The sequence below is a fragment of the Cytobacillus gottheilii genome (assembly GCF_001636345.1).
In the GTDB taxonomy this organism is placed as follows: domain Bacteria; phylum Bacillota; class Bacilli; order Bacillales; family Cytobacillaceae; genus Cytobacillus; species Cytobacillus gottheilii.
In genome coordinates this window covers 1,475,501-1,490,188 of the sequence record NZ_KV440945.1, presented here as the reverse complement: position 1 = coordinate 1,490,188, position 14,688 = coordinate 1,475,501, and the positions used below count along the sequence as shown (strand labels likewise).

Sequence of the window (14,688 nt, the reverse complement as noted above, 5' to 3'; positions counted from 1 at the left end):
GTTATTGTACCAGAATGGAGATACATTCTAATCGTACCAAACTTTGCAGAAGCAAACAATTTTTAATAAAGCTTTTGCAGAAAATCTTTATGATTTTCTATCTTTAGGCATAAAAAAAGAGCCTGTCACATAAAATCGAACAGACTCGAAAAAATTTCCCGGGAAAATTTTTCTCTACTATAATTTATAAAGCATCATACGCGGCTAAAAAAGCAAGCAGATGACCTTGCAGTTTATTTGAAGAAGAAGCATCAGGTTTGCTGACATATGCTTCAAATTGTGCAAGTGCCGAACTCAGCTCCTGTTTTAAAAGAATCAGCTTTTCCTGTTTGATCTGATCTTCTGAAATAGCCGTAAGGACTTCGCCGGCTGCAGCTGTACTTTCAGCTGTATCTGCAGGAATTTCAACTCCAGTAAATGCAGCTGACGCACTGGCTGTTAAGCTTTTAAAAAGAGCAGGAATGTGTTCAAGCAGCGCTTTTTCATCTTCTGTCAGCCCTTCTATGGTCGCCCCGCCAAAAGTGAGCTCTTTTGCAAATACTTGAAATCCTTGTTCTTTCAGCTTAGTCCCAGCTTCCTTTGCTTTTGTAAGATCAGCCGATACAGCAAGCAGAAGCGGATAATTGCCTTCACCCTGAATATAAGAAGCTGGCACCCCTTTATCCATACTCTTTTGCTGCTCTTGCTTAACTCCTTCTTCTGTCGTAAATACTCCGCCTTGAACAATAAATGTATTTATAGGTCCGGCTTCAAACTGAATCGTACCAGCAGGCGCACCTGGCTGTTCACCTGTTTCCTCTGAAGGTGTTCCAGCAGCTGGCGAAGCAGTTGCATCAGGCTCCGCAATCACAAGCTTTAATAGAATGAAACCAAAGCTTGTCCCAAGCAATACGGCGAAAAACACAGCAAAAAAGACCGTTGGCACATAACTCTTTGTTCCTTTCTTTTTCAGCCCTGCGTTAAAAACAGAGAAACCTTTTACGTTTTTCTTCTTTTCAGGAGCAGAAGCAATGTTAAATTCCTTCACTTCATTTTCAGGCTCTTCCTCAGGAAGAATCCAGTCAAATTGATCTTCAGATTCCGCCTCTTGAGCAGCTGCCGTCTGGAAGCTCGCAAAACTCTCCATTGGTTCCTTTTTTTTCTGCAGCTTTTCCTCTGGATGATCTGTTTTTTTCACTTGAAACGGCCGGTCTTCTCCATTTATTTTAATGGTGATTGTCTTTTGTCCTTTTTTGTGTTCCACTGCTTGTCCTCCCATCCTGTCGATTTTTGAATGGTTACATCCTAACACAACAGCAAAAAAAAATAACAAGACTTTTGTCGTCTTGTTATGGGAGAGTTTCGTCAAATTTTTTATAGTCGCTTTAATTCGGCAATATATTTGCTGTGATTAACTCGCTGATAGGAATGGCATTTTCTGCACCATTATAAGTGCAAAGGTTTTTCTCGGTACCTTTTAAACAGACAGCTGTGGCTGATTCTCCTGTTATCACAACATATGTATCATCTGATGGCTCTAGCAAGTCACCGCTATGCGGATCTTTAAATGCATCTATAAACTGCTGTTCTTCCAGCGCTTTATAAGAAACAGAAGCTTGAAGGGTGCCTCCGCTTGTTAATTCATGACGAATATAAAAGTCAGCAGCTTCTTTCAAAGCGATCGCATTGCCGACAAAGGCCTGATCGCGTGCCTTTTGAATGACGTTTGTAATCGACATAACGGCAATTGCAGCGACAATGCCTAAAATAACAATCACAGCAAGCAGTTCAATTAATGTAAGTCCTTTTTCGTTTAGTCTAGTGTCCATTTTGATCATGACTAGACCCCTCTTTTTCGACAGAAGTATTTTTTACAGAGTTTCAACAGAGAGAGGAAGATTGCTATTATAAGCCTGCTGCCATTGCATAATAGCAAATACCCCTCTTAAGGTGTATCATCTTCATCTTCTTCCGTTGTGAAGCGATTTAGAGGATCGCTTTTATTTGAACCATCTGGTGCATCTACCGGCGGAAGCTCTGCCTCTAAATCTTCAAGTGCTGGATAATAATAGGCAGCAAGAGTGATTTCAAATGTGACATTGCTCGTATCCTGCTCGACAGAATATACCTCCTGAAGACCAGTAAAATTCAATTCTTCTATTTTAATAATCCGCTCCATAGACAATAGATTCTCAAGCAGCTTCTCTAATTCAAAATAGGAATCTGACTCTCCAAACAATGTTAGTGATGTTTTTTTAATGCCGTTTGGCAATGGAGTTTCGGGTTCTCCTGTTTCACTTGTTTCAGAATCTTCATCTACAATTTCCTCAGGATCAGCTTGCTCTTCCTCTGTTTCTGGATCATATTGTACTGTTCCTTCTTCACTGATCAAATCAATATTTTCATCTTCCTGTGTTCCATTAAGCTGTATTTCATTAATAGTTGCATCCGAAACAATTTCAGCCTTTTCCACATTTAAAAGAAGCTGATCTAAAAGACGCTTAACAGGCACTTCTTTTTGCAGTTCCATCGTATTTAAAACGGTCTGCTCACTATTTTGAGTTAACGTATTATCAATAATATCAAGTTCCTGTCTTGCCATATCGAGTTCTGTGTTCTTACGGTCAATCTGATCGTTCAGCGGCAAAATAAATAAGTAATAAAGCCCGAAAGTGAGAATACCGATTAAAACAATTCCCAGGAAGCCAAAGCCAAGCTGTTTTTTTGAAAGCTGTACATTCATGGTGAAGTGCCTCCTTCATCCTGGACACGATCTTGCTCATCATTTTCTGTCTGAGCAGCCTCTTTTAATGCAGGCACATTGATTCTCATCTCGTAATTGGCAATATATCTTGGAACAATATCATCACTAACAGCAGATTCATTTTCCTGGTCGGTTAAGTCAGCTGTTTGCGCTTCCGTAAGCACAGCTTCCTCTATCCAATCAACAGATGTCAGCAAGCTCAAATAGTATGCGGCTTCTGATTTTGTATCAAATTGAACCTGCTGATTAACTGCATGATCTTCGTCCATTTCAAACTCGCTGATAAAGCCCCGTTCTGGCAGAAGTTTTGTCAGCCCCTGCAGCATATAAACTACATTATAAGGCTGCTGATCTGCCCAAGTAATTGCATTTTGTAAGTCTGTTACAGAATTGGAGGACTGATAGTTTTCCAGCTTTGCCCGCTTTGCCTCCAGCAGCTCCGTTGTTTGTGCCAGCTGCTGCTCAGTATCCGCAATAGACTGCTTCCGGTCCTGAATGATAAAAAAGAAAACAGTAGCTATCATCAACACAATCAATATAGAAGCTAGAAGAACGATATAAGAAGCTTTTGTTTTTTTCTCTTTTTGCGGAAGCAGATTAATATCGACTAACATCTTCTACACCTCTTTTAAAGCTAATCCGATATTCAAATAAAATGAAGGAAGCTCAGCATCCTGACCCGAATCTATCACATCATTTTTTAATGTTAAAACAGGTACAGAATAGCGATTCTTCATTTCTTTAAAAATATCGTCAAGATAAGGATGATCACCATCGACAACGATCTTCGTAATCTTCTTTTTGCCTTGTGTCAGTGAAAATTGATAATAATCCTGAACCCGGTCGATTTCTTTATAGCTGTCCATTAAGGAACTGCCTACATCATTTGCAGATCCTGAATAATGAAGCTTCCTGCCGCCATTTTCAGATCTGACCGTATCCCATTGTGATGCATCAATGTCCAGCTTTAGATGGCGCATAATAATCGGGATATGATTTTCAAATATACTAACATTTACGGTTGTAAGATCATATTGAACGAGCATTAAGTTTTCATCCGCGTTTGCCATATCGAGCTTATGATACAGTCTATAAAGAGAAAGTGCTGATAAGTCAGCTGCTGCCGGCTTAAGCTTTACCTCTTCCAGAATATCTGTATACTCAGCAACTACACTTTCAGGTGCGGCAAAAAGCAGTACTTCCTTGCGCTCATTGTTCTGCTGCGGCAAAGAATAATAATCAAATATTGGATCCTCAAACGGAAGATGAATCGTTGCACCAATTTCCATAAATAAATAGCCCTTCAGTTCATCTTCATGCACATCAGCAGGGATTGCTATTTTTCTCATGACAATGAAAGGATCCGGAACTAAAAAGGTTACTTGCTTGTTTTTTAGCTTCCATTCATTCACACATTCTTCTAAAATGGCTAGTAATGTTTCACTATCCTGAATTCTGCCTTCCTTAATCAATCCACTAGGAATAAACCGTTCTTCTAAACGCTGGATGTGCAGATCTCCATGTGACTTTACCTCAGCTAAACGAATAACATGATCCTTAATGATCAGGCTAATATTTGATTGTTTTCCCAGCTTCAAACGAAAGGCCATTTTCAAAACTCCTTATAATAGTGAATGCAAATACCAGGTGATAATGTCATTGCCAAAAAAATAAGCTGCTAAAGCACCAATCCCGATAAAAGGACCAAAAGGAATCGGATTTCCTCTTTTAAGTTTGCCTGTCAGCAAGCCCAAACCGCCAAAAACAGCTCCTATTAAAGTAGCAATAAAAAATGATAATAGGACAAGCTTTACTCCAAGTGCTATTCCGAGAACTCCATAAAGCTTAATATCTCCGCCCCCCATGCCGCCTTTACTGATTACGGCAATAAAAAGCAGCAGACCAAAACCGACTGCAGCACCAGCAATTGAATCCCACCACGGTGTGAGCGGAATAAAGATACGTTCAGCTATTAAGATAATTGCAAATACAAGCAGGATTTTATCTGGGATCAGCATGTATTTAATATCGGTGATCCAGATGATGACGATCAGAGAGATAAGCGTCCAGGCAATCAATAATTCCGCACTCCACCCCATAAGGAGTGGCGCTGCCACAAACAGCAAACCTGTCATCAATTCAATTAGCGGATAAACGAGCGAAACAGGTGCCTTACAGCACCTGCATCTTCCTCGTAAAAATACATAAGATAAAACTGGGACAAGCTCAAGCGGCGTGAGAACATGTCCACACTTTGGACAATGCGACCGCGGCTTTACAATTGACTCTCCGTTCGGGACCCTAAGGCCGACTACGTTGTAGAAGGAGCCTAGGAGGAGGCCGTAGATGAGAACTAGTATATACATCCGTTCTTAATAATCTAATAGATTTTTTTCAGTAGCAGAATCAGTATCTGATACTAATGGTACTGAATCGTGATCTTCTAATGTGTAGATAAATTTACCAGCACTATCTTTTGTTAAGGTTACAGTATAGTCTGTATCATCAACACTATCTAAAAATTGACCTAATTCAGTTTGTGTCAACTTTGCACCAGATTCAGGGTTTGATGATGTAACATACATTTTAGCTGCACTAATTATTTGAATTCCTTCTGCTACTGTAGCATCTTTTTCTGACTTGTTAATAATCCCACCAATACTAGGTATAGCAATCGCAGCAATAATCCCTAAAATAACAATAACAGCAAGAAGCTCAATAAGAGTTAAACCTTTTTGATTTTTTAATGTGTTTCTTAGTTTTTGAAACATGTTCATTCTCCTTAAAATGTGAATTTTATGTTACTTTTTTACTAGTCTCATTATAACAGATTCATAGAATTGTGCTAGTAGGAAATTGTTTGAAATTGTAAAACTTTTGTATAGTTACCCGACATGGTTAAAGATCTCAAACATCGGCACCATAATGGATGTAACGATTGTTCCGACAATGCCTGCCAGGAAGACAATCATGATTGGTTCAATGAGAGATTTTAAGCGATCTGTCGCACTTTCTACTTCTTTTTCATAGAAGTCTGCTACTTTTGCCAGCATGGCATCAAGAGAACCGGTTTCCTCACCAATCGCAATCATCTGCGAGACAAGGGGCGGAAAGACCCAGTGCCTGCGCATTGGCTCTGTTAATGAGCGGCCTTGCTCTAGTGAATCTCTCGATTGGCGAATTACTTTTGCAATGACTTCATTTTCAACAATATTTTCAACAATGGTCATTGCCTGCAGAATTGGAACGGATGAAGTAAATAAAGAGCTTAATGTTCTCGTCATCCGGGCTAACGCTGCTTTTTGAAAAATCTTTCGGAAAATCGGCATTCTTAATAGAAAATAATCTAAATAATATTTTGTTTGTTTATTATTGCGAATAACCATAATGCCTACGAAAATGGCGATAAAAAACAGTATAACCAGCCACCAGTATACCTGCATCAGTTCACTGGATTTCAAGACAAACTGCGTGATCGCTGGAAGCTCGCCCCCAAAGTCCTCAAACATTTCAACAAAGGTCGGAACAACAGAGACAAGCAAAAAGATGACAACCGCAACAGCAATGATTCCTACCACAATAGGATATGCGAGAGCTGAGACGATTTTTTGCTTTGTAAAATGCTGCTTTTCATAATGAACTGCTAATCTCTCAAGCGTATCATCCATATTACCGCCTACTTCACCAGCACGAATCATATTAATAAACATGCTTGTAAAGATCTTCTTATGCTTCGCCGCTGCCTCAGAAAGTGGATTTCCTTCCCGCAGATCCTGTTCAACAACCTTTAAGGCTTTTCGCAGTGCTTTGCTTTCCGTTTGTTCGGAAAGGATGGCGGTCGAGTCGACAACAGACACGCCAGCCTTCAGCAAAGTCGAAAATTGCCGCAGATAGATGACAAAGTCTTCTAGCTTAACAGGGTTGCCGATCGTAATATCCTTTGTCAGGACCGTTTCGGGCAATTCCTGAAAATCCATGACACGAATGCCATTTTCCCTCAGCTGAACCACTGCCTCACGTTTTGAAGAAGCGGTGATGACACCTGACTTATTTCCTTTTCGGTCTCTTCCGCTATATTTATAACGAGGCATCTTATTCCACCTTCTCAACTAAATAAGGGTTCGCGAGTTCCTTTGAAATTAAACCGTTCTGATAAAGCTCTTTCACATTGGTCTCCAATGTATGCATGCCCTGACTTCTTGATGTTTGCATTACATTCACAATCTGATGAATTTTTTCATTGCGAATAAGGTTAGCGACAGCCGCATTATTGAGCAGAATTTCCGTTGCCGCTTTTCTGCCCTGTCCATTAACAAGCGGAAACAAGCGCTGCGAGACAATGGAAACAAGCACAGATGCAAGCTGAATGCGAATCTGATCCTGCTGTGCCGGCGGAAAGACATCAATGATCCGGTTAATGGTTGCAGGGGCACTGGATGTATGCAAGGTTGCAAACACTAAGTGTCCTGTTTCTGCTGCCGTTATAGCCGTTTGGATCGTTTCAAGATCTCTCATTTCTCCTACTAAGATAACATCAGGATCCTGTCTGAGTGATGCTCTTAAACCATTCGCAAAGTTATTCGTATCAAAGCCAACCTCACGCTGATCTATGATACATTTGCCGTGCTTATGCAAATATTCAATTGGATCTTCCAGTGTAATGACATGCTTGCGCATGGTCTGGTTCATATAATCAATCATTGACGCAAGCGTGGTTGATTTCCCGCTGCCTGTAGGTCCTGTAACAAGTACAAGTCCCTGCGGCTTTGCTGCAATTTCTTTTAAGATCAGCGGCAAGTCCAGTTCATCCATTGAAGGTATTTTCGTCGGAACAACACGGACTGCAAGTGCCACACAAGAACGCTGATGATAAGCATTCACCCTGAAACGGGAAACGCCATGCAGGCCATAGGAAAAATCCAGCTCGCCATTTTGCTTAAATGTATTCCAGAGATGATCCGGGATTACGGCTCTTGCCATGCTTTCAGTATCTGCCGGCAGAAGCGTATCTTGCCCGTAGCGTTTTAAATCTCCATTGATCCTCATGATTGGCGGTACACCAACCGTGAGATGAATATCTGATGCTTTTAGCTCAAAGCCTGCCTTCAGAAGCAAATCAATTTTATTTACCATACCGTTTTACTCCTAATCAGGTAGTGCTACTCTTAGCACCTCTTCTGTTGTTGTAATTCCTTGCTTGATTTTGATTAATCCATCATCAACAAGGAAGATCGTTTTGTTTTTAATGGCAATTTCTCTTAGTTTCGAGAGAGATTCACCATTCATAATCACACGGCGCATAACATCATCTACAACTAAAACTTCATGGATCGCGACACGGCCTTTATAGCCAGTCATATTACAGGATGAACAGCCGGCACCTTTTACAACCTGATCGATTTTCATGCCTCTCTTGGCAAAAATCTCAATCTCCCGTTTTGATGGCTCCATTGTTTTCGCACAGTCACGGCAAACTCTTCGGACAAGTCGCTGTGCCACAACCCCGCTCAATGAAGAGGCAACAAGGAAAGGCTCAACACCCATGTCTACTAATCTTGTAATCGTGCCAATTGAATCATTTGTATGCAAGGTGCTTAACACGAGATGCCCTGTTAAGGAAGCACGAATGGCAACTTCCGCTGTTTCCTTATCACGAATCTCCCCAACCATGATAATATTCGGGTCTTGCCGAAGGATGGCACGCAGTCCAGCGGCAAACGTCATTCCCACGTTTGAGTTCACATGAATTTGATTAATGCCTTCAAGCTGGTACTCAACAGGATCTTCGACTGTTATAATGTTCACTTCTTCGCTATTAAGCTTGTTTAAAGCCGCATATAAAGTGGACGATTTACCGGAACCTGTTGGCCCTGTTATGAGAACAATCCCTGTTGGTTTTTCAATCATATCGGTAAAGCGCTGAAGATTTACTTTGTTAAAGCCCAGTTTATTAATGTCATTCAGCGTACTTCCAAGGTCAAGAAGACGCATAACAATTTTTTCACCATAGACAGTAGGCAATGTGGATACACGCAAATCAACCGGGTGGAAATCCAAGTTCATCTTGATTCTGCCGTCCTGAGGAATCCGATGCTCTGTAATATCAAGATTCGCCATGATTTTGATTCTTGCTGTAAGAACACTTTGCATATGCTTAGGCAGCACTCTCTCTGTTCGGAGTATGCCATCCACACGATAGCGGATAACTACCTTTGTCTCCTGCGGATCAATATGCACATCACTGGCCTTTACAACAGCGGCATTCGTCAATACTTGGTTAACTAGACGGACAATCGGAGAATCCTGGTCAACGATTTTCTCTTGTTCTACTTCTTCTGTATGTGCAGGTGAAGTCCCGAATAATTCCTCCAGCCCTTCATCCATATCGTAGTATTTATTGACTGCACGCAAAATATCATCTTTTGTTGCAATCGCTGTTTCGATTTGGAAGCCGGTTGATAGACGAAGATCATCAATGGTATAAAAGTCCATAGGATCGGCCATCGCTACGTATAACTTATCTCCATCTTTTTTCATGGGAATGATTAAGTTGCGTTTCGCCATATCCTTTGGAACTATACTAAATAGATTCGTATCAAATGGATAACGGTACAAACTTACATGTGGAATGCCAAGCTGAAATTCCAATACTTCGATCAGCTGCTGCTCTGTCACATATCCGCGCTGCAGGAGGGCATCTCCAAGCTTTTGCCCGCTGCTCTTTTCTTTAAGCGTCAGCTGCAGCTGTTCTTCCGTAATTAACCCTGCATCAACAAGCAAGTCTCCTAATCTTTTACGAACTTGAGTCATCTATATCCCTGCTTTAACCTCATTATTTTGTTGCTTCTTTTTCGTGACCCCATAATTCATTTTCATTCTTCTTTTCACCATTCTGAGCTTCTTCCTCAGAGCCAGTTTCAGAATCTGATCCTGCTTCCTCATCCCTCATATCATCTTCTGAATCTGCATCTGTATCAACATTGATATCTGCATTTCCATCAGAATCTGTTCCATCTTCAATCGTTGTATCTATTGAATCTTCTTCCACCGGATCTGGCTGTGTGTTAGCTATTAAACTCTTAATCACAACTTTATGAACAGGAGGGTAAAAGTCATCAGAAATGAATTCTTTTCTTAGAATGCTGCCTGATGGTTCCTTTACTTCACGATATAATTTAATAATGACACCATCACTGCCTTCTGAAACAGTCTGTTCCTCACCAAATCTCAGCTTTGCATCATACTGCACAATTGTCTTTGGTTTGAATACCTCTTGATCTTCAAGAGAAAGGCTGTATTCATAAAGAAATGGCGAGCCTTTTAAGGAAACATGGAATTGATTATCAATAAGCTTAAATTCCAGTGTAAAAGAGCTGTCATTTGTATTGCTGATAATAAAATCCATATTCTTGGCAGGATCTACTTTTGCCTCAAAGCCGGCTTCCGCATAATCTGGCAGCAGCCTGCTAATATGGCGCTCAGAAATAAGAAAATTGGTTGACAGCACTGTTTTATACATGGCAGAGGCAATATGGCTTAATGTCTCACTGCTAAAGGAAGATGTTAACCCGTTTTCCTCAATATATTTTAATAGTGACAGCTGTGATTGCGGCTCAATTTCAATCTGACTTACCGCTTGTGTCCATTTTTCCAGACTTTCATAAGCCTCGTCAGCTGCTAAAGTAGCTTCAGCCACCACTTGATCCTCTTCTGCTTGGGCAAAAAATGTCTGCAGCTTCATAGTCTGGCTGCCCGTATGCAAAAGAGAGGCCATATTCAGCAATTCCGTTCTTAGTTTCTCCTCCTGAAAATCCTCAGATGTCAGCTCTGGAGAAATCTCTAAAAGCTTAAGTGCCAGCTCATCTTCATTTACTGTTACAAGCAACGGATATGTGCCGCCTTGCTTAACCGCCTGCAAAGAAGAGTCTACATCAAAAGAAAAGATAGAAAGATCAACTTGTTCATCTTTTTCTTTATAGTTAAAAGAAAGGGTGCTTTGCTCCTGCCACAGTTTAGTGTTCTGCAGGATTTGATCATACGCTTCTTGAGGTGATAATCCTGTAACATCTACCGAGCCTACCAGCGTCTTTTCTGTATAAACACCTTTACTTCCCGTAACATTTCCATAAACAGCAGTGCCAAAGTATGAAAAACTAAAAATAAACGCTGTGCTAACAAGCAAGATGATATATAATTTAGCACTATCTGATTTCTTCATGCTCCGATCCGCTCCGCTCATTATTCCTATTCAACATTTACTGCCAATTCAATTAGGACTGCTGGTCCTTCCGTTTGCGCAGAGTGTATTTGGTCTTCTGTTAGAATGGTTCCAGCTGGAATGAAAACTTGTCCATCTAAACCGATAATATCTTTATTCACTTTTTTGCCAACAAGCAGTTCCACCTGTTTATTTTTCAAGGCATCAAGCTGCTTCGTATTTTGCTGTTCTTCACTAGCAGCCGCTTCCTCATGGTGGATGGAATCCGTTTCAGGTGTTTGTTGTCCAAGAAGCTCATGGTTATCAAGGAAGCCTTGTTCTGCATCTTCTTTTACAATAACAATATCCTTTCCATACGTAAGTACGTACTCTGAAGGCATTGTCACTTGTTTTTCACCTACAAGTAAATCCATTCCAAGGATTTGACCAGTTTCGTCATCAGCGTAAAATTCAATAACTTCACCAAGCAATGCACCTTTTCGTGTCATTACTTTTGTTTGGTTGATTTTAATTTTTTTGTTTACGAGCTGGTTTGCAATTGGAATTTCGTTGAGGTCAATGACGGCGTTGTCTGTTTCGACAGTAATAGCGTATTCTCCAATTCCGACAACTTTTTTGAATGGAATTGCTTTAACGCTTACTTGCCAGTCTTCGTGTTCGATTGTCAGGAAGTCAATTGTGCCTTTTTCAGGGTTGATTACAAGTGTTTTTACTGCGCCGATCTGCTGTCCGTCTGCGATGCTGATAATTGGCAATCCTGTAATTTGTGAGCTGTTTTTCATTTATGTCACCACACCTATTCTTTTAGAGATCACTTTTCTGCTTAGATTACAGAAAAGGTATAAAGATTTATATTCATTAAGGGTTCACATAGAGCTGCTTTCCGCGGGTGGAAGTTGAGCCTCCTCGGTGCATTCGCACCTGTGGGGTCTCAACCTTTCCACTTCTCCCGCAGGAGTCTCGTACCCCTCCGCTGCAATCAGCCAACATTTTTACATATACATATCGAATTCAATTCTCTCACTAATAATCATCTTATACTAAAAATCACAGGCCATATAACACAGTCATATCAACCCATTACTTATAGATTACTGTTCCTGATTGGAATAAGAAAGTAGTAAAAATTGGATTTGTTCTGAGATGATTGGCATGTTGGAATATTGTTTTTTTAGTTCGTTTAGTAAGGTTTTCAGTTTTTGGTGCTCTTGCTGTGAAATATAGTGTTCGATTAGCAGGCTGGCAAAGATGTAATGCTCTTTTTGCGGCATTTTTTGCTGCATGCACTGCTGAATCCATTTTTCGTATACATGAGGTTCGGTTGTTTCTTTTGCCAGTTGAAGCTGTTCAAGAAGAGTTTTCAGCACTTCTCTTTGAAGGGTGATATTTTCTTCTTGTTCTTGCTGCTCTTCATCCGAATCAGATGATGTTGCTGCTAGAATCCACGGCTCTTCTTCTTCCTCTATAATAGGATCTTCTTCATCGGCCATAAGCTCTGGAATGATCTCATCACTTTCATTAACGACTTCTTCTTCGAGACTTTCTTGGAACTCTTCAAGCACAATCAGTTCTTCACCATCTTGAGGCTGAAGAATTTCTTCAGCAGAGACTTCATCCTCCTCCAGCATTTCCTCTAGTGAAGGGATAATGTATGAACTTTCATCGAGAAGTTCGCTTTCCTCTGACTTCAGCTCTTGCTCTGAAGTGCTTGTCTCATTTTCGACTGAAGCAGGGATAATAAAATCATCATCCTCTAATTCCAGACCAAGGCTAAACTCATTTTCTTCGGTTTTACCAGGCAAGTTTTCCTCGTACTTTTGCTCTACCTGTATGACAGGATTGTCATCAGACATCAGTGACTCCAGCTCACCAATATAGGAAAGCTCCGCATCTTTAGACTCATCTTCCTTTTCGTCTATAGCAAGCGTCTCTTTGTCTTGTGCAAGTTCAGTTAATCTAATTTGGTCGAAGTCAATTTCATCAAGCTGTCCGTCCACTGCTTCTGCTTCCGTTTCTGATTCCGCTTCTGCCTTTTCCGCTAACACCACTGCATCAGTTTGCTTAGAATCAGCTACCGGCACTATAATTTCTGCTTCAAAAACTTCCAGTACATTTTCTTCATCGTGATCTGTTTCGATCATTTCGATCACTGAATCATGGTCCTCAATAGGAGATACCTCCTCTTCGGCTTCCTTTTCTTTATACTCTTGATGATCATCCTGATTGTAAAGAGGAAAAGCAGTGTCTGCAGTTGCTTCTGCTGCAAGAAATTGCTCGCTTCTCTTCATCATTAAATACCCGCTCATAACAACCAGCAGAAGCAGTATTAATAATAACTTCCATAATTCCATCACCGATTGTCCCGCTATGCCAAGCAGTGCAAATGAAAAGGATAAAACGGTCATCATCACTTTCCCTTTTTTCGTTAAACCGAGCGGCAAATAAATGACGAGCGGAATAATGACGATTAGGGAGATTGCAGCTAAAATGAAGCTAATCATCGTTTCACCTCACTAGTATAGGATAAAAGATTCATAATATTGCTAACATTGTCGAAAAATAATAGAAAACAATGTAAATTGTCCTAAAAAAACAGTAAATCATAAGAAATATTGTATAATATAATCATCAAGAATGAAAGAAGGGAAACGAATGAATTGTAAAAAAATCCTTTCTAGTACTAAAGGCCTTACTCTTATTGAGGTTTTAGCCTCATTAACCATCTTGAGTATCGTTTTAATTGGAATCATGAGCTTTTTTACACAAGCATTTTCCTACACCAATAAAAACGAGACCAAAACGGCAGCTGTCAATGTTGCCCGCAATGCCTTGATGTATGTCGAAAATCAGAGTTTTATAGAAATGAGAGAGAAATTCTCCTCCTCCAACTCTACTAATCAAAATGAAGAGTTACGTATTTATATATGTAAAAATCCAAATGGCAGTGAACAATATAATTTGTTTTGGAAGGGCGAAACACAGTCAGCAGACTGCTCATCCATTACAGTAAACAATATAAAATATGATGTGCGTATTACATCTAATTATTCTAGTGATTATAAAGAAAATCATGAGGACTATTTTGTTCCGCTTAAAGCAGTAGTGACATGGAATGATGGTGATCATCAAAAATCGACCGAGGTTGAAGGAGCTATTCAAAGTGAAGATATTAGATGAAAAAGGAGCAACACTCTATGAGCTGCTCGCGGTAATGGTCATCTTAATGATTGTATTGCCGGTGATATATGGTGTCTTTTCGTCAGGCTATAAATTGTACAATAAAGTAAATGCTGAAGGCCAGCTCCGCGATGATGCTGACTATACAGCGACCATGATTATGAATGCCTTTTACTCTACTCCTTTTGATTATGTCCGTTCCTGCGGAGACAACTGCATAGAGCTTGTAGACAGCGAGCATACCACTGTTGCACTTGAAGAAGGAGAACAGCAATCATTTTACAGTATTGATCAATCAAGTGTATATGATGAAGAAAAAGTAACGGTTATACAGCTGACAGATAAAACAGTGAACGATCAAACGATTTCAGTATTTGAAATTGATGGAGCTGCTTTAGATGTTCAGTCCGATTTTTCAAATTCGACCATTACAGGCTGTGAAGGTGGTCCTTGTGAGAATGGAATTATTCAGCTTCATTTCAATTTATCACATAAAAGGCTTGCGGAAGGAAATTTGGAGCTTGACAGTCAATTCGGCTTTTAAAGGAGA

Annotated in this window: 15 protein-coding genes; 2 read left to right on the top strand and 13 right to left on the bottom strand. The window is 40.2% G+C overall.

What is annotated here, in order from left to right; all coding sequences use genetic code 11:
* Nucleotides 1-184 precede the first annotated feature (184 nt).
* From A6754_RS07060 to A6754_RS07000, 13 genes are all read right to left on the bottom strand, one after another.
* Nucleotides 185-1,243, bottom strand: coding sequence for a hypothetical protein (locus A6754_RS07060; RefSeq protein WP_066443157.1), 1,059 nt, complete (start codon nt 1,241-1,243; stop codon nt 185-187).
* Between the two features lie 121 nt (nt 1,244-1,364).
* Nucleotides 1,365-1,817, bottom strand: coding sequence for a type II secretion system protein (locus A6754_RS07055; protein WP_082851633.1), 453 nt, complete (start codon nt 1,815-1,817; stop codon nt 1,365-1,367).
* 107 nt (nt 1,818-1,924) lie between these two features.
* Entirely contained in the window at nt 1,925-2,722 is a 798-nt protein-coding gene (locus A6754_RS07050; protein ID WP_066443156.1) for a PilN family protein, read from the bottom strand.
* On the bottom strand, nt 2,719-3,357 hold the full coding sequence (locus A6754_RS07045; RefSeq protein WP_066443155.1) for a PilN domain-containing protein: 639 nt from the start codon (nt 3,355-3,357) through the stop codon (nt 2,719-2,721). The genes A6754_RS07050 and A6754_RS07045 overlap by 4 nt, the downstream gene beginning before the upstream one ends.
* 3 nt (nt 3,358-3,360) lie before the next feature.
* On the bottom strand, nt 3,361-4,353 hold the full coding sequence (gene pilM / locus A6754_RS07040; RefSeq protein ID WP_066443154.1) for a type IV pilus biogenesis protein PilM: 993 nt from the start codon (nt 4,351-4,353) through the stop codon (nt 3,361-3,363).
* Nucleotides 4,354-4,365: 12 nt separating this feature from the next.
* Nucleotides 4,366-5,109 (bottom strand): prepilin peptidase, encoded by a 744-nt coding sequence (locus tag A6754_RS07035; RefSeq protein ID WP_066443153.1) that lies wholly within the window; start codon nt 5,107-5,109, stop codon nt 4,366-4,368.
* A gap of 6 nt (nt 5,110-5,115) precedes the next feature.
* Entirely contained in the window at nt 5,116-5,514 is a 399-nt protein-coding gene (locus A6754_RS07030; protein WP_066443152.1) for a prepilin-type N-terminal cleavage/methylation domain-containing protein, read from the bottom strand.
* Nucleotides 5,515-5,628: 114 nt separating this feature from the next.
* Nucleotides 5,629-6,834, bottom strand: a complete 1,206-nt coding sequence (locus A6754_RS07025; RefSeq protein WP_066443151.1) for a type II secretion system F family protein — start codon at nt 6,832-6,834, stop codon at nt 5,629-5,631.
* Nucleotide 6,835: 1 nt separating this feature from the next.
* Nucleotides 6,836-7,876: a type IV pilus twitching motility protein PilT gene (locus A6754_RS07020; RefSeq protein WP_066443150.1), complete on the bottom strand. Its 1,041-nt coding sequence runs from the start codon at nt 7,874-7,876 to the stop codon at nt 6,836-6,838.
* Between the two features lie 12 nt (nt 7,877-7,888).
* A complete protein-coding gene (locus A6754_RS07015) occupies nt 7,889-9,553 on the bottom strand; it encodes a GspE/PulE family protein (protein ID WP_066443149.1) in 1,665 nt (554 codons plus the stop codon).
* A gap of 22 nt (nt 9,554-9,575) precedes the next feature.
* Entirely contained in the window at nt 9,576-10,961 is a 1,386-nt protein-coding gene (locus A6754_RS07010) for a G5 domain-containing protein (protein ID WP_066443148.1), read from the bottom strand.
* A gap of 26 nt (nt 10,962-10,987) precedes the next feature.
* Nucleotides 10,988-11,743 (bottom strand): PRC-barrel domain-containing protein, encoded by a 756-nt coding sequence (locus A6754_RS07005; protein WP_066443147.1) that lies wholly within the window; start codon nt 11,741-11,743, stop codon nt 10,988-10,990.
* A 309-nt stretch (nt 11,744-12,052) separates the two neighbouring features.
* Complete coding sequence (locus tag A6754_RS07000) at nt 12,053-13,462, bottom strand: hypothetical protein (protein ID WP_066443146.1); 1,410 nt, start codon at nt 13,460-13,462, stop codon at nt 12,053-12,055.
* 151 nt (nt 13,463-13,613) lie between these two features.
* Between A6754_RS07000 and A6754_RS06995 the strand changes: the two genes are divergently transcribed.
* Both A6754_RS06995 and A6754_RS06990 read left to right on the top strand, forming a co-directional pair.
* Complete coding sequence (locus A6754_RS06995; protein WP_066443145.1) at nt 13,614-14,138, top strand: type IV pilus modification PilV family protein; 525 nt, start codon at nt 13,614-13,616, stop codon at nt 14,136-14,138.
* Nucleotides 14,122-14,682, top strand: a complete 561-nt coding sequence (locus A6754_RS06990; RefSeq protein WP_066443144.1) for a PilW family protein — start codon at nt 14,122-14,124, stop codon at nt 14,680-14,682. The genes A6754_RS06995 and A6754_RS06990 overlap by 17 nt, the downstream gene beginning before the upstream one ends.
* The last annotated feature ends 6 nt before the right edge of the window (nt 14,683-14,688 follow it).

What these genes read in the sequence shown, in the direction of transcription:
- A6754_RS07045 (WP_066443155.1), bottom strand. Translation starts at nt 3,357, where the DNA reads ATGTTAGTCGATATTAATCTGCTTCCGCAAAAAGAGAAAAAAACAAAA.
- A6754_RS07030 (WP_066443152.1), bottom strand. Translation starts at nt 5,514, where the DNA reads ATGTTTCAAAAACTAAGAAACACATTAAAAAATCAAAAAGGTTTAACT.
- pilM (WP_066443154.1), bottom strand. Translation starts at nt 4,353, where the DNA reads ATGGCCTTTCGTTTGAAGCTGGGAAAACAATCAAATATTAGCCTGATC.
- A6754_RS07055 (WP_082851633.1), bottom strand. Translation starts at nt 1,817, where the DNA reads ATGATCAAAATGGACACTAGACTAAACGAAAAAGGACTTACATTAATT.
- A6754_RS07020 (WP_066443150.1), bottom strand. Translation starts at nt 7,876, where the DNA reads ATGGTAAATAAAATTGATTTGCTTCTGAAGGCAGGCTTTGAGCTAAAA.
- A6754_RS06995 (WP_066443145.1), top strand. Translation starts at nt 13,614, where the DNA reads ATGAATTGTAAAAAAATCCTTTCTAGTACTAAAGGCCTTACTCTTATT.
- A6754_RS07005 (WP_066443147.1), bottom strand. Translation starts at nt 11,743, where the DNA reads ATGAAAAACAGCTCACAAATTACAGGATTGCCAATTATCAGCATCGCA.
- A6754_RS07035 (WP_066443153.1), bottom strand. Translation starts at nt 5,109, where the DNA reads ATGTATATACTAGTTCTCATCTACGGCCTCCTCCTAGGCTCCTTCTAC.
- A6754_RS07015 (WP_066443149.1), bottom strand. Translation starts at nt 9,553, where the DNA reads ATGACTCAAGTTCGTAAAAGATTAGGAGACTTGCTTGTTGATGCAGGG.
- A6754_RS07010 (WP_066443148.1), bottom strand. Translation starts at nt 10,961, where the DNA reads ATGAAGAAATCAGATAGTGCTAAATTATATATCATCTTGCTTGTTAGC.
- A6754_RS07050 (WP_066443156.1), bottom strand. Translation starts at nt 2,722, where the DNA reads ATGAATGTACAGCTTTCAAAAAAACAGCTTGGCTTTGGCTTCCTGGGA.
- A6754_RS07000 (WP_066443146.1), bottom strand. Translation starts at nt 13,462, where the DNA reads ATGATTAGCTTCATTTTAGCTGCAATCTCCCTAATCGTCATTATTCCG.
- A6754_RS07025 (WP_066443151.1), bottom strand. Translation starts at nt 6,834, where the DNA reads ATGCCTCGTTATAAATATAGCGGAAGAGACCGAAAAGGAAATAAGTCA.